Here is a 13,945-nt window from a genome sequence, read left to right as displayed (position 1 = left end):
ATGACCGACTTCAGCAAGTTCAGCCACCCGCAGCTGATCGCCATGCTGTACGCGGGTGACCCGCAGACGGTGCGAGCCGCCAGCGGCACCTGGGACTCGACCGGCGGCACCCTGCACGACCGGGCCAACGACCTGGAGAAGCAGCTCCGGTCGTTCTCCGACAAGTGGTCCGGCGGCGCGGCCCAGCAGTACCACACCATGATCAACGACCTGGCCAACGGCATCCGCAAGGTCGCCGGCACCGCGTACGACGTGCGCGACCTGACCGCGTCCGCGGCCGAGGCGCAGGAGAAGGCGCGCCAGGCGATGCCGCGGGCGCAGTCGGTGCCGGCGCTGTCCGCCAGCACCGTGCAGCTCGCCAGCACCCCGCTGTCCGCCGACCCCGGCCTGTCCCCGCAGGTACAGCAGCAGCTGGCGGAACGGCAGACGGCAGCGGTCAAGGCGGTCAAGGAGCATCAGCAGGCCGCCGCCGCCGCGGACGAGGCGCACCAGCAGGCGGTGCTGGTGATGACCACGCTCGCCGGCCACTACACCGCCGCCGAGCAGTCGATGCCGGTCGCGCCGGACGCCGCGCCCGCCCCCGCGGTACCGCAGGGCGAGGCGCCGACCACGACCACCGCGCTGCCGGCGCTCAACCCGGCGCTGGAGCCGGTCTCGGACAGCAGCTCGGTACCCACCGCGCTGCCGGTCATCGCCGGTGTCGGCGCGGTCGCGGCCACCAGCCCGCTGTTCGGCCGGATGTTCACCGCGGGGCTGGCCGCCGCCTCGGCCGCCACCGCCGGCCGGTTCGGTGGCGTACTGCCGAAGCTGCCCGGGTTCATGAAGCGCAACGGCGACAAGACCGGGAAGAAGGCCAGCAGCGCGGTCACCCCCGGTGGCGGCGGGGCGGGTACCGGCGGGCTCGGCGGTGGCGGCGGCATCGGTGGCGGCGGTGGCGGGGACACCGCGGCCGCGGCGGCCAGCCCGTCGCTGGCCTCCGAGGGTGCCGCCGGAGCGGCCGCGGCCGGCGTCGGCGCGGGTGCCGCGGCGGCCGGCGGCGCGGCCACCAAGGGCATGGGGATGATGCCGATGATGCCGATGGGCGCCGGGATGGCCGGTGGCGACATGGGCGCCGGGCGGCGCATCCCGCCGTGGCTGGTGGAGACCGAGAACGTCTGGGGCGAGACCACCATGGTCGCCCCGTCGGTGATCGGTGAGGACTCGGTGTGAGCGGTACGGCGTCGCCGACCGTGACCCGGATCGGTACGCCCTCCGCCACCGCGCTGCCCGACAGCGCCCCCGCCCTCGGCTCGGCCAGCGCGGTGCCCGGGTCGGCCGGCGCGGTGTCCGCCTCGGCCGGCGCGGTGTCCGCCTCGGCCGGCGCGGTGTCTGCCTCGGCCAGCGCCACCGGGCTCGGCTCGGCCGGCGGCGCCGCGTTCTTCGCCCGGCCGGGCGCGCTGACCCGGGCCGCCGGCACGCTCGCCGACCGGGCCGGCACGCTGTCCACGATGGACACCGAGGTCGCCGCGACCGCCTTGCCGGCCGGCGCGTTCGGCGGCGTGCCGGAGTCGGCGACCCTGCAGCAGCGGTACGCGGGGAGCCTCGGCACGGTGCGAGACGGGCTCCGGGCCGGCCGGCGGGGGCTCACCGCGCTGGCGGACGGGCTGCGCGGCAGCGCCGCCGGCTACCGCACCGCGGACACCGACGCCGCCACCGGCTACCGGTCGCTGCTCGCCGGTGAGAGCTCCGGCAGCGCGTCGTTCGACCAGCTGATCGCGGCCAACCGGGACAAGGTCACGACCGCGCTGGCCAGCGAGCAGGGCACGCTCGCCGCGCTGCGGGCCGCCCAACAGGCCCGGTCGCAGGAGTCGCTCTTCCAGCGGCTGTTCGACGGCGGGCACGACCTCGGCGACGAGATCGACAGCGCGCAGAGCCGGGTCGACCTCTACCAGTCGATCCTCGACGACCACCGCAAGATCCTCGACTTCGACCCGACCGGCAACGGCCGGATCGTCGAGCTGGTCGGCGACCTCGACGCCGGTACGCACGACGTCGGGGTGCTGGTTCCCGGCACGTTCGCGAACCTGGACAACTACTCCGGGCTGTACGACCGGGCGAAGTCGTTCGTGGACGCCGACCCGACCGGCGGGCTGGCCATGGTCACCTGGCAGGACGGCGACTTCCCCCCGAACCTGGTGGACGCGGCGTCGGCCAGCTGGTCGCAGGACCTGTCGCCGCGGCTGGCGGACTTCTCGCACCAGCTGCGTACCGCCATCGACTCGTCCGCGGCGGCCGGCAACGACGTGCAGGTCACCGTCGCCGGCCACTCGTACGGCGGGGCCGTGGTGGGCCTCGCCGAGCACGACGGACTGGACGCCGACCGGGTGCTGTCGATCGAGTCCGCCGGGATGGGCCACGACGTGTGGAGCCCGGCCGACCTGCACGACACCCGGCCGGACGTGCGGCACTACTCGATGACCGCGCCGGGCGACCCGATCGGGTACGTGCAGGGCGTGCAGGTCGGCAACCTCGGCCACGGCGCCGACCCGGACACCTTCCCCGGTACGGTCGACCTGGCCACCGGCAACTATCCCGACGGCAGCGAGCTGCACGGGGTGTCGGCGCACTCGGACGTGTTCACCTACCACTCCGACGCCTGGTGGAACATGTACGGCGTGTTCACCGGTGGCGCGGTCACGACGGTGGCCAGGTGAGCGAGCCGAGCGTCGAGCTGGCCGAGGCCGCGGCGCGGCTGCGCGCCGCGGTCGACGACCTCCTGGTACGGCTCGGTGTCGGCCCGGCGGAGGGCACCGTCACCCGCGACCAGGCGCTCGCCTCCGGGCCCGGCGCGGTCCGCTGGGAGTACAACGTCCGGGTCACCGGCGCCGCCGGCATCGACCTGGCCGCGCTCGCCGCCGGGTGCCGGGCCGCCGGCTGGCGGGTCACCGACCGCAGCGGGCCGCGCGAGCGGGCGGTGCAGCTGCAGCGCGACGGGATGGCGCTCGGCGTCCACCACGCCGCCGACACCCTCGTGGTCGGCGGCGCCACCCCGGACGTACCGACCCGCTGAGCCCGCCGGCCGCGGGGACCCGCCGAACGGACGTCACGACGCTGCCCGGCGGCCGTTCAGGTGTGCCGGGCGGGCCGCCAGCCACGGCGGCGGCCCCGCAGCACCGTGCGTACCGTGAGCAGCAACAGCAGCGCGACGCCCGGCGCACCGAGACCCAGCCCCAACACCAGCTTCCGGTACGGCTCGGCCGTCGGTGCGGCGGCCACCGCGGCCGGGATGGCGGTCGGGCCGGGTGACGGCGACGTGCGGCGCGCCGGCAGCGGGGCGCCGACGGCGGCGGCCGGATCGATCATCCCGGCACCGAGCCGCGGGTCGGACGCGGCACCGGCATCCGTTGCGGTACGGGTGATCCGGTCGACCACCTGGGCCGCGGTCAGCTTCGGCCGGTAGGCGCGCAGCAACGCCGCCGCGCCCGCCGCGTAGCCGGCCGCCGCGGCCGGATCGGTCGCCGGCCACTTGTGCCCGAGCGCCCCGCCGGTACCGGCGGCGAGACCGACCACGTCCGCGCCGGGCGCCGCCACGTCCAGGTAGTCACCGTCCTCTGTGGACACCGCCGTACCGTTGCGGTCGGCCACCGCGACGGCGAGCACGCCGGGCGTCGACGTCGGGTACGACCGGCCGACCGGGTGGTCCGAGGACCCGATCCGGGCCGGCGCCACCACCACCGCGTCCGCCGCCGCGGCATCGTGCAGCGCGTCGGTCAGCGCATGGCTGCCGCGCGCCGCCGGTACCGCCACGCAGATCACGGTGGCGTGCGCGGTCACCGCCGCCCTGATCGCGGCCGCCAGGTCGTCCGGGTCCGGTTCGCTGTCGCCCCCGCTGGTGGTCTGGGTGTACTTGACCGACAGCAGCCGCGCGTCCGGCGCCAGCCCGGCGAACGTGGTGTGCGCGTCCGGCCGGGCGGCGATCATCCCGGCGGCGAGGGTGCCGCGGCCGTCGCAGTCCTGCTCCGGACCGGTCATCCCGGCCACCGCCTTGCCGTCCGCGACCCGGCCGGCCAGCTGCCGGTTGCTCGCGTCCACACCGGTACCGACCACCGCGACCAGCTGCCCGGCGCCGGTGGACAGCCGCCAGAACCGCTTCGGCTCGAACAGACCCTGCGGCCACGGCGCGGCGTCCGCGTACACCCCGGTGGGCGCGGCGCACCCGGGCGCCGCGACCGCCCGTACCGGGGTCGCCAGGGTCGCGCCGACCAGCAGCACCGCCGTGACCGCGACGCCCATCCACCGCACCGACACGCCCGCTCCGTTCCGTCGCCACGATCCGGTCCCCACACCGCCACACCGCACCCGGCCATCCCGACGCCTCACCGCGGTACCCAGAGGGTGATCCGGGTGCCGCGGGACGGGCGGGACTCGATCTCCGCCCGCCCGCCGACCTCGGCCAACCGGGCCCGTACCGACTCGGCCAGCCCGAAGCCGAGCGTGTCGGCGTCGACCACGAACCCGCGGCCGTGGTCGCGCACCACCACCCGGATGCCCTCGTCGGCCTCGTCCACCCGTACCACCGCGTCGCAGCGGCCGGCGTGCTTTCTGGTGTTGCGCAACGCTTCCCGGACCGCGTCGCGCATCGCCTCGCGCCGGTCGACCGGCAACCCCGCGTCGTCGAGGTGCGCGACCACCAGCTCCACCGGCAGGCCGGCCGCGACGGCCTCGCCGACCACCTCGGCCAGGTCGTCGGTGAGCCGCCGGTCGCTGTGGTTGGTCAGCTCGTCCAGGGTGCGGCGCAGCAGACCCGCCTGGCTGCGCGCGGTCGCCCGCAACTCGGCCAGCGCGCTCGCCGGCTCGGCATGGTCGAGCCCGGCACTGAGCGCCATCGCCTCCAGCGCCTGCAGCACGGTGTCGTGCATGCCGCGCAGCATCCGGGCCCGCTCCGCCTGCCGACCCGCCCGCATCCCGATCAGCATCGCCAGCCGGATGCCCATCCCGACCAGCGCCAGCACCAGCACGGTGAGCACGACCGCGAGCACCAGCGCGGCGAACCGGCCGAGCGCGCCGCCGACCGACGACTCACCGGGTCCGGCCGGGCTGAGCCACACCATCGCCAGCTGCGCCGGTACCGACAGCAGCAGCGCGGCGACCGCCGCCTGCACGCCGCGCGCCGCCGACCACAGTGCGACGGTGCCGACCAGGTAGCCCCAGAACACGGCGTGGTACGCCGACTCCAGGTCGCCCGGCACGCTCGGCGCGGCCGCCACGTTGGCCAGCACCGCCACCCCGAGGTCGACGACCAGGCCGATCCGCAACCGCCGCTCGGTCACCACCGGCCGCGCCAGCATCAGCCCGATCAACCCGAGGTTGCCCACCGCGAGCAGGATCGCCAGCGGCAGGACCGGCCCGAGCCCGGTCGCCCCGAACCGGGCGAGCAGCATCCCCACCGGTACCGGCAGCGCCAGGGTGCGAAACACCGCCGGGGCGATCAGCAGGTACCGGCCCGAGCGGTGCATCAGCGCGTCCGGCCCGCCGGGTGCGGCGTCGGCGCCGAGCAGCATCGCCACCCGCCGCCAAGCCGGCTGCGGCGCCGGGTCGGCGGCGCCGTCGACCGGTGCGGTACCGATCGCGACCACCGCGACGCCGCCGCGCAGCAGGGTACGCAGGAACCCGCTCGGCCCGGCGGGTGGGCCGCTCGACGGTCGGCGCGGGGGCAGGATGGGGTCGGTCACCGACCCGCCGTCCCGTGCCGACCGCACGCCTCGCCTCCCCAGGGACGTGCCGTCATCGCCAGCTGACCGCCGGGCGGCGGACATGCGGCCCGGCGCCGCCCGATCCGGCCGACACGTACCAGTGGTGTAGCAAGACGGTCGTGTCCCGGGCAAGGGGCGCCGGTCGGTGATCACGGATTTACCGGTATTTCTGACGACGCGCGTCCCGCCCGCCGGGAGAACCGTCCCGCCCCTCGGGCGCCGCGCGCCACCGAAGATGGACGGCCGGAGCCGACGGGGTGACGGCTACACCCACCGGCTCCGGCCCGTGTCGCCGGGGCGGCCCGGCCCCGGTCACCCCACGAGCATCCACCGGGAGTTGCGTTGCGCGACGGACAGGATGTGCGAACTCCGCCTGTTTGGCACCCGAACGGCTGAATCGACCAGCTCGTGCCCATGCCGCCAGCGGCGTCACCGCGAGTCCGGCCCCCTCGATCGGGGCCGCTCAGTGGTAGTAGCCGTGGCCCCGGCGCTCGTCCCGGCGGTCCCGCCGCTCGTCGCGACGCTCCCGGCGGTCGTCCCAGCGGTCACGCCGGTCGTCACGCCCGTTCAGCTCGCGCTGCCAGCCCTTGCCCCAGACCGAGCCGAACACCACCGACAGCGCGATCGGGATCGCGAACATCCACCAACCGAACCCGGTGGTCACCATGAGCACGACCGCACCGATCCAGGACACGCCGATCAACGCGCCGGCCGCCCGCTGCGCCGGAGTGCCGCCCGGCCGGCGCTGCACCACCTCGGTACCGCTCTGGACCGGCTGCACCTGCTGCCCGGCACCGGCCGGCGGCAGCGTCGGATGCGGCGCCGGAAGATCGGTGAAAAGCCTGGTCAGCTCGTCCGCGGTGCGCGCCTCGGCCGCCTTGCTGGACCGCTCGCTGTACTCGTCGACCTGCAGCCGGCCCGCCTTCATGTGCTCGCCGAGCGCCTGCACCGCAGACTCGCGCTCGGCATCGCCGATGCGGACCGCGGTCGGACGGGGGTCCTCCCCTGACGTCCCGTCTTCGTTCGTCACGCCCCCATCGTACGAGCCCGCGGCGCGCCCGGCGGACCCGCGCGGCGGCATCGCGGTACGGCGGCGCCGCCGGCCGGCAGAATGGCGGATGGCGACACGAGGAGGCGTACCAACATGACCGACCGGCTGTTCTTCATCGGCTGCTACACCCCGGACTCCAGCGGCGGCGGGCACGGCACCGGCATCGCGGTGTACCGGCAGGACCCGGCCACCGGAGCGCTGACCGCGGCGGGCGAGCCGGTCACCGCGCCGGGACCGTCGTTCCTCGCCTGGCACCCGACCGGCCGGTACCTCTACGCGGTGGTGGAGCGGCCGGACGGCGCGGTGCGCGGTTACGCGGTCGACGGGGCCGGGCTGACCCCGCTCGGCGCCGAGCAGCCGACCGGCGGCAGCGACCCCTGCCACCTGAGCGTCGACCCGACCGGCCGGTTCCTGGTCACCGCCAACTACACCTCCGGTTCGGTGTCGGTGCACCCGATCGGGCCGGACGGCAGCCTGGGCGACCGTACCGACCTGGTGCGGCACGCCGGGTCCGGCCCGAACCCGGACCGGCAGGAAGGCCCGCACGCGCACCAGGCCCGGTTCGATCCGGCCGGGCGCTACCTGCTGGTGAACGACCTGGGCACCGACACCGTGACCACCTACCTGCTGCGGGACGGGCGGCTGGTGCAGCAGCGCGCCGCCCAGCTGCCCCCGGGTACCGGGCCGCGGCACCTCGCGTTCGCCGGCGACGACCGGCTGTACCTGGCCGCCGAGCTCGGTTCGACCGTCACCCCGGCCGACTACCAGCCGCAGACCGGCGCGCTGAGCTTCGGTTCGCCGGTGGCGGCGAGCGGCCACGACGGGGTCAACTACCCCAGCGAGATCGCGACCAGCCCGGACGGCCGGTTCGGCTACCTGGCGAACCGCGGCGCGAACACCGTCGCGGTGTTCGGCCTGGACGGCGAGGCGGTGCGGCTGCTCGCCGAGGTACCCGCCGACGGCGACTGGCCGCGGCACCTGGTGCTGTCCGGCGACCACCTGTACGTGGCGAACCAGAACTCCGACACCGTCGCGATCTTCCACCGGGACGCCGACACCGGCGCGCTGCGGCAGACCGGCTCGGTACCGGTACCCAGCCCGGCCTGCGTGCTGCCGACCCTGGGCTGAGGAACGCCGCGGTTCAGGACAGGTAGTGGCGGATCGCGGCGTCCAGGGCGACCGCGACGCGCTGCCGGAACTTCGCCGAGGACAGCTTGCCGGCGTCCCCGCTGTTGCGCATGTTCCCGCACTCCAGCAGCACCTTCGGCACCGTGGACAGGTTGAGCCCGGCCATGTCGGTGCGCCGGTTGAGCCCGTCGGTACCGATGTAGTTCGCGGTCGGCAGCCCGGTGCCGGACCGGTAGCCGTCCCGGATCGCGGCGGCGAGCCGGTGGGACGCCGCCGCCACCTTCTTCCCGCCGGCCATCGACGGCGGGTACATCACGTGGAAGCCGTGCCCGTCGGTCGGGCCGCCATCGGCGTGGATGGACAGCGCCGCATCGGCGTGTGCCCTGTTGCCGATGTCGGCCCGCTCGTCGACGCACGGGCCGACGCTGTGGTCGTCGGTACGGGTCAGCACCACCTTCGCGCCGCCCGCCCGCAGCAGCGTGGTGAGCCGCTTCGTCACGTCGAACGTGAACGCCGCCTCGTGGTACCCGGCGTCGGTCTCGGTGCCGGTGGTGTCGCAGGCCTTGCGGAACCCGCCGGCGTTCACCAGCCGGTCGATCTGCTGGGTGTGGTCGAAGTTGCCGTCGTTGTGGCCGGCGTCCACCACGATCACCCGGCCGGCCAGCGCCTCCCGCGCCGACGGTGACGGCGCCCGGGTCGAGGCGGCGGTCGCGGACGGGTCCGGTGCGGCCGCCGCATGCCCGCCGCCGCTGCCGCCGCCGCAGCCCGCCGCCGCCAGCACCGCGCCCACGGCCACCACCCCGCCGAGCCGCTTCAGATCGGACGCCATTCGGTGCACAGCTCTGACGGTCACGGGCGAACCGTACCGGACCGGGTGTACGGCCGGGGTGCCGGCCACGCGCAGCCAGCCGACCGCCACGGTCCGGCGCCGACCGGCCGGGTCGGAGCCCCGGCGACGAGAACCACCGCCCCCGCCCCTCGTCAGCACCGCGAGCCCGGCCGCCGGTAGACCGCGCGGCCCGGCCGTGCCGCCGGTCAGGACCGCGGGCCCGGCGGGCGGTAGACCGCGCGCGGTCCGGCCACCGCGGCGCCGAGCGCCCGGACCCGTTCGCGCAGCTCCCGGTCCGCGGTCACCACCAGCCGGTGCTCGGCCGGCTCGGCCCGGACGAAGGCCACGATCGCGTCGTCACCGGACCGCGGCGCGGACACCACCTCGACCCCCGGTACCGCCGCGACCCGGCGCGCCGCGCCCTCCACCACCAGGACCATCCGCACCGGCCCGCCGCGCGCCCAGGCCGGCACCTCGGCGTCCGCGGCCAGGCCGGCCGCCGCCAGCGGTACCAGCGCGTCCCGCAGCCGCGCCGCCGCGCCCGCCCGGTCCCGCCACCAGCCGTCCGGCACCGAGCCCACCACGTTCGCCGCGTCGACCACCACCACCGGCTGCGTCATCCCGCCAGCCTGGCACGTCGGGCCGGTCACCGGGGTGCGGTGTCGACACCGTCGGCCGGGCGGAGTGAGATCGACCCATGAACGGCAACACGATCCCGGTCACCCCGCTGCTCGGTGCGGTACTCGCCGGGCTGGCCCTGCTCGCCGCCGCGGTCGCCGCGCTGGGTCGGCTCGGCGTCGCCCGCCGGGTACTCACCGCGTCGGTGCGGGCCGCGATCCAGCTCGGCGTGGTGTCGCTGGTGATCGCCGCGGTCCTGCGCTCGCTGTGGCTGACCGCCGCGTTCGTGGCGCTGATGTACGGCATCGCCACGGTCACCTCGGCCCGCCGCATCAGCCGGGACTCGGTGCGCGGGCCGGCCGGCGGTCGCGGGCCGAGCCGGGCGGTACGCAGCGGGCTGTGGGCGGCGCTGCCCATCGCGTCCGGGCTGCTGCCGGCGCTCGCGATCGTGCTCGGCTCCGGCCTGGTACCGCTGAAGGGCATCTCGGTGGTCCCGGTGGCGGGCATCCTGATCGGCGGTGCGATGACGGCGACCTCGCTGTCCGGTCGCCGCGCGCTGGACGAGCTGGCCACCCGCCGCGGCGAGTACGAGGCGGCGCTGGCGCTCGGGCTCACCCGGCGCGACGCCGCGCTGGAGGTGTGTCGGCCGTCCGCGGCGCAGGCGCTGGTCCCGGCGCTGGACCAGACCCGGACGGTCGGGCTGGTGACGCTGCCCGGCGCGTTCGTCGGGGTGCTGCTCGGCGGCGCCAGCCCGGTCGCGGCCGGCGCCGCCCAGCTGCTGGTACTGGTGGCGTTGCTCGCGGTGGAGTGCATCGCGGTGCTGGTCGCGGTGGAACTGGTGGCGGCGGGAAAGCTGCGCCGACCGGAGACCCCGCGCACGTACTGAGCCGGCGCGGCAAGCGGGCGGCCGGTGGCACCGGCCGCCCGCCCGACGTGCTCCGCTACGACTTGCGCAGCATCGGCGAGCCGATCTTCAGCACGTCACGGCCCGACACCGTGTTGAGCACCCCGGCAAACGAGGTGTACCAGGCGACCAGTGCGGTCAGCACGCCGACGTAGCCGCCGATCTTGACGATCGAGTCGTTGCCGGCGAACAGCCCGACGAACAGCAGGATCTCGGTGGCCTGCAGGGTCAGGAAGACCGCGAACAGCGCCTTGTTGGTGGCCAGGCTGGCGATCAGCATGTACGCGTTGAAGATCGCGAACGCGAGCAGGATCCACCCCTGGTCGTTCGCCAGCTGCGACGCATTGGCCTCGGGAGCGACGAGCTTGACGTAGAGACCGAGGCCGATCCAGAACCCGCCGTACGTACCGAAGGCGGTGGCACCGAACACGTTGCGGTTGCGGAACTCCCACATCCCGGCGAGCAGTTGGACGAACCCGCCGTAGGCGAGTGCGTAGCCGAGCCACGCGTCGGTGCCGTGGGTCCAGCCGGCGTTCTTCGCCGACAGCAGGAACGTGGTCAGCGCAAAGGCGGCAAGTCCGAGCGGGCCGGGATCGGCGATCCTGGACCCTCCGGACTCATTCTCAGTGGGCATGACGGCTCCCCTCGTTGAAGGGGGTGGACAGACGCCCATCCCACGAAGATCATATCGCCGCCTGTGATCACCATCACTACCTTGGGAGAAGTTTTCTCCCCTCTGTCCGGACGGTTCGAATTCGGGCCGGTACCGACGAACCACGGCAATCGCCCAGAACGGCGACCGAGGATCGCCCGGACGCGCGAGTGGCCGCCACCCGGAACTCGGGCGGCGGCCACTGCCGGGCGCGGGCGCGTCAGTTCAGCGCGGAGCCCTTCACCCACTGGTCCCAGCTGACGTTCCAGTCGCCGTAGCCCCGGGTCAGCGTCACCTTGTCCGGCGTACCGCTCATGATCACGATGTCGCCCGGCCGCAGGTGCGAGTACGCCCACTCGGCGTCGGCGTCACTGAGGTTGAAGCAGCCGTGCGAATCGTTCCGCACGCCGTGCAGCCCCACGTTCCACGGCGCCGCGTGCAGGTAGATGCCGTCACCGGTGAGCCGGGTGCCGTAGTCGACCCACAGGTCGTACGCCTGCGGGTTGTTCTTGGCGATGCCCCAGCTCGACGAGGTCATGTGCACCTTGCGCTCGGTGTCCATCACCACCATCGTCCCGCTGGGGGTCCACAGCGAGACGTTGTTGCCGTACTTGTCCTGGATGTAGCCGCCCTTGCCGCCGCTGAACGGCATGTCGCGGATCATGCTGCCGTTCTTGTAGACCTTCATGTGCAGCGACTTGTTCGACGCCTTGGCGATGATCTGGTCGCCGATGGTGAACGAGGTCTTGCGGTCCTCCTGGCCCCACAGGCCCTTGCCCATGTTCACGCCGTACACGTCGGCGTGCAGGGTCACCTTGGTCCCGGCCGGCCAGTACTTCCCGGCCTCGGTCTTCGGCCGCCAGTGCACGTCCTGGTCGTTGATCCAGCTCCAGGAACCCTCGATCGCCGGGCTGGTGGTGACCTTCAGCGCCTTCTCCGCGGCCGCCTTGTCCGGGATCTTCTCGTCGAAGTGCACCATGATCGGCTCACCGACGCCGTAGGTCTTCCCGTTGCCGTTCTGCAGGTACGGCAGGGTGAAGTTGCCCGGCTTGACGGTGGTGAACGAGCTCTTGGCGGCGGCCTTCTTGCCGTCCGGGTTGGTCGCGGTCGCGGTCACCGCGTACTTCTTGTCGTACCCCAGCTTCTCGCTGGAGGTCCACGTCTTCTTGTCCCCGGACAGCGTGCCGGACACCTGCTTGCCGGCGGCGTTGGTCAGCGACACCGCGGAGAGCGTGCCGCCGGTCGCCTTCACCACCACCGGATCGCCGGGCGACACCTTGCCGCTGCCGGTGGTCGGTGTGATCGCCACGGTCGCCGCCGGCACCGGCTTGCCACCGCCGAGCCCGTCGTCCTTCTTGCCCGCCGACGCCTTGTCGTCGCCGCCGTTGCAACCGGCCAGCATCGTCGCCGCGAGGCCGGTGGCCATCAGCGCCGTGACGATCCTGGCTCGGCCGCGCCACGAGTGACGTGGCATGCCGCCTCCCCTGTCTCTGGCCGTCGTCGACCAGTGCTCTGCCCTGCGTGTCCCGGTGCGGGACGTCCACTCCCCCGTCGACTCCCCGCGCCATCCGCGATTCGGGACCGGTCATCGGATCCCGGTGTATGCCGGCGAAGTCCGACATCGGATGGTGCGCCGGCGGCCGTCGGCCGCCACACCTGCAGAACGCATCGGCGTTGCGGTCCGGTTGCACCGCGGTCCACATCGTAACGATCGTGTGCCACGATCGGCAGTTGCCCATCGGCTGTGACGACGCGGACACGCACCGTCGTTCGGCCGGGGGGCGCGGCCCCGACTCCCCCATTCGTGCCAACGGATCCCGCGCGCCGCCGGCCAGTTCCCGGATTCGTGCCACCTGCCTCCCGCAGCGCCCCGTCAGGGCCTCTCCCCCGGTGGAATCAGCGTCACGGGACGGCGCGGGCGACCGACGCGCCGAGCCGGCATCGACAAGCACTCAGGCGCCCAGCGCCCGGCACGGGAGGCGGAAGACAGTGGCCCTTCCACTGAGCGAGGAATACCTGACGACGCGGACCGACACCGACGATCGAGCGAACTCGGCGGACCTGGTGCGTACCTACCTGAACGCGATCGGCCGCGTCCGGCTGCTGACCGCCGCCGACGAGGTCACCCTCGCCAAGCGGGTCGAGGCCGGCCTGTACGCGACCGAGATCCTGCACGGTCGGGCCACCGAGGGTCCGCTGGCCGCCGCGTACCAGGCGGACCCGGACTCGCTGCGCGACGAGCTGTCCCGGATCGTCACCGAGGGCGTCGCGGCGCGCAACCGGTTGCTGGAGGCCAACCTGCGGCTGGTGGTGTCGATCGCCAAGCGCTACACCAACCGCGGCATCGGGTTCCTCGACCTGATCCAGGAGGGCAACCTGGGGCTGGTCCGGGCGGTGGAGAAGTTCGACTTCGCCAAGGGCTACAAGTTCTCCACCTACGCGACCTGGTGGATCCGGCAGGCGGTCACCCGCGCGATGGCCGAGCAGTCCCGCACCATCCGGCTGCCCGTGCACATGGTCGAGCAGGTGAACAAGATGGTGCGGGCCCGGCGCGAACTGGCGCTCGCCCTCGGCCGGGAGCCCAGCCACCTGGAGATCGCCGAGGCGATGGGCGTACCGCCGACCGACGTGCTGGAGCTGATCAGCTACGACCGCGACCCGGTCAGCCTGGACCAGGGCGTCGGCGAGGACGGCGAGAGCTCGCTCGGCGATTTCGTCCAGCCGCACCACGACAACGACGACACCGTCTCGTACGGGTTCCTCAAGCACGCGCTGGAGGGCGTGCTGTCCACCCTGACCGAGCGGGAGCGGGCGGTCATCCGGCTGCGGTACGGGCTGGACGACGACCGGCAGCGGACCCTGGACGAGGTCGGCCGCGAGTTCGGCCTGTCCCGGGAGCGGATCCGGCAGATCGAGAAGATGACGCTGCTCAAGCTGCGCCGCCCGGACAACGTCAGCGCGCTGCGCGACTACGTGAACTGATCCGGTTCGTCCCGGACCGGCCGCGGGGGAGCCGGAGCCGGGACGAACC

Annotated in this window: 13 protein-coding genes; 6 read left to right on the top strand and 7 right to left on the bottom strand. The window is 74.2% G+C overall.

Translation table 11 applies throughout. The annotated features are described in order from the left end of the window. From NUM_RS13795 to NUM_RS13785, 3 genes are read left to right on the top strand one after another with little or no spacing between them, the layout of a single operon-like run. A complete protein-coding gene (locus NUM_RS13795) occupies window positions 1–1,209 on the top strand; it encodes a WXG100 family type VII secretion target (protein ID WP_207125227.1) in 1,209 nt (402 codons plus the stop codon). Continuing rightward, window positions 1,206–2,693: an alpha/beta hydrolase family protein gene (locus NUM_RS13790; protein WP_207125226.1), complete on the top strand. Its 1,488-nt coding sequence runs from the start codon at window positions 1,206–1,208 to the stop codon at window positions 2,691–2,693. Before NUM_RS13795 ends, NUM_RS13790 begins: the two co-directional genes overlap by 4 nt. After that, window positions 2,690–3,049, top strand: coding sequence for a hypothetical protein (locus NUM_RS13785; protein ID WP_207125225.1), 360 nt, complete (start codon window positions 2,690–2,692; stop codon window positions 3,047–3,049). The genes NUM_RS13790 and NUM_RS13785 overlap by 4 nt, the downstream gene beginning before the upstream one ends. A gap of 56 nt (window positions 3,050–3,105) precedes the next feature. Here the strand turns inward: NUM_RS13785 and NUM_RS13780 are convergent, their stop codons facing one another. The 3 genes from NUM_RS13780 to NUM_RS13770 all read right to left on the bottom strand — a co-directional run bounded on the left by NUM_RS13780 (window position 3,106) and on the right by NUM_RS13770 (window position 6,762). Next, complete coding sequence (locus NUM_RS13780; RefSeq protein WP_207125224.1) at window positions 3,106–4,287, bottom strand: S8 family serine peptidase; 1,182 nt, start codon at window positions 4,285–4,287, stop codon at window positions 3,106–3,108. Between the two features lie 68 nt (window positions 4,288–4,355). Next, complete coding sequence (locus NUM_RS13775; protein WP_207125223.1) at window positions 4,356–5,711, bottom strand: sensor histidine kinase; 1,356 nt, start codon at window positions 5,709–5,711, stop codon at window positions 4,356–4,358. Between the two features lie 484 nt (window positions 5,712–6,195). Next, window positions 6,196–6,762: a DUF1707 SHOCT-like domain-containing protein gene (locus NUM_RS13770; RefSeq protein WP_207125222.1), complete on the bottom strand. Its 567-nt coding sequence runs from the start codon at window positions 6,760–6,762 to the stop codon at window positions 6,196–6,198. A 114-nt stretch (window positions 6,763–6,876) separates the two neighbouring features. Here NUM_RS13770 and NUM_RS13765 point away from each other — a divergent pair, with 114 nt between their 5' ends. Continuing rightward, a complete protein-coding gene (locus tag NUM_RS13765) occupies window positions 6,877–7,911 on the top strand; it encodes a lactonase family protein (RefSeq protein WP_207125221.1) in 1,035 nt (344 codons plus the stop codon). Between the two features lie 13 nt (window positions 7,912–7,924). On the opposite strand, the gene NUM_RS13760 is transcribed toward NUM_RS13765, so the two are convergent. Further along, complete coding sequence (locus tag NUM_RS13760; protein ID WP_207125220.1) at window positions 7,925–8,764, bottom strand: N-acetylmuramoyl-L-alanine amidase; 840 nt, start codon at window positions 8,762–8,764, stop codon at window positions 7,925–7,927. 182 nt (window positions 8,765–8,946) lie between these two features. Continuing rightward, the gene (locus NUM_RS13755) at window positions 8,947–9,360 is read right to left on the bottom strand and encodes a PIN domain-containing protein (protein ID WP_207125219.1); all 414 of its coding nucleotides are present in this window, start codon (window positions 9,358–9,360) and stop codon (window positions 8,947–8,949) included. Window positions 9,361–9,437: 77 nt separating this feature from the next. On the opposite strand from NUM_RS13755, the gene NUM_RS13750 reads away from it, so the two are divergent. After that, window positions 9,438–10,244 (top strand): ABC transporter permease, encoded by an 807-nt coding sequence (locus NUM_RS13750; protein WP_207125218.1) that lies wholly within the window; start codon window positions 9,438–9,440, stop codon window positions 10,242–10,244. A gap of 55 nt (window positions 10,245–10,299) precedes the next feature. Here NUM_RS13750 and NUM_RS13745 read toward each other — a convergent pair whose 3' ends face one another. Both NUM_RS13745 and NUM_RS13740 read right to left on the bottom strand, forming a co-directional pair. Beyond that, complete coding sequence (locus NUM_RS13745) at window positions 10,300–10,896, bottom strand: acetate uptake transporter (protein WP_207125217.1); 597 nt, start codon at window positions 10,894–10,896, stop codon at window positions 10,300–10,302. A 238-nt stretch (window positions 10,897–11,134) separates the two neighbouring features. Continuing rightward, a complete protein-coding gene (locus NUM_RS13740; RefSeq protein ID WP_207125216.1) occupies window positions 11,135–12,388 on the bottom strand; it encodes a L,D-transpeptidase in 1,254 nt (417 codons plus the stop codon). A 515-nt stretch (window positions 12,389–12,903) separates the two neighbouring features. Here NUM_RS13740 and NUM_RS13735 point away from each other — a divergent pair. Further along, window positions 12,904–13,896: a sigma-70 family RNA polymerase sigma factor gene (locus NUM_RS13735; RefSeq protein ID WP_225918550.1), complete on the top strand. Its 993-nt coding sequence runs from the start codon at window positions 12,904–12,906 to the stop codon at window positions 13,894–13,896. The last annotated feature ends 49 nt before the right edge of the window (window positions 13,897–13,945 follow it).

Source organism: Actinocatenispora comari (assembly GCF_017312725.1).
Lineage (GTDB): Bacteria > Actinomycetota > Actinomycetes > Mycobacteriales > Micromonosporaceae > Actinocatenispora > Actinocatenispora comari.
Note: the sequence above shows the minus strand (reverse complement) of the source record. Positions and strands in the feature narration are given on the sequence as shown.

Excerpts from the sequence above, each read along its gene's own strand:
- NUM_RS13795 (WP_207125227.1), top strand. The coding sequence starts at position 1 with ATGACCGACTTCAGCAAGTTCAGCCACCCGCAGCTGATCGCCATGCTG.
- NUM_RS13765 (WP_207125221.1), top strand. The coding sequence starts at position 6,877 with ATGACCGACCGGCTGTTCTTCATCGGCTGCTACACCCCGGACTCCAGC.
- NUM_RS13755 (WP_207125219.1), bottom strand. The coding sequence starts at position 9,360 with ATGACGCAGCCGGTGGTGGTGGTCGACGCGGCGAACGTGGTGGGCTCG.
- NUM_RS13750 (WP_207125218.1), top strand. The coding sequence starts at position 9,438 with ATGAACGGCAACACGATCCCGGTCACCCCGCTGCTCGGTGCGGTACTC.
- NUM_RS13745 (WP_207125217.1), bottom strand. The coding sequence starts at position 10,896 with ATGCCCACTGAGAATGAGTCCGGAGGGTCCAGGATCGCCGATCCCGGC.
- NUM_RS13740 (WP_207125216.1), bottom strand. The coding sequence starts at position 12,388 with ATGCCACGTCACTCGTGGCGCGGCCGAGCCAGGATCGTCACGGCGCTG.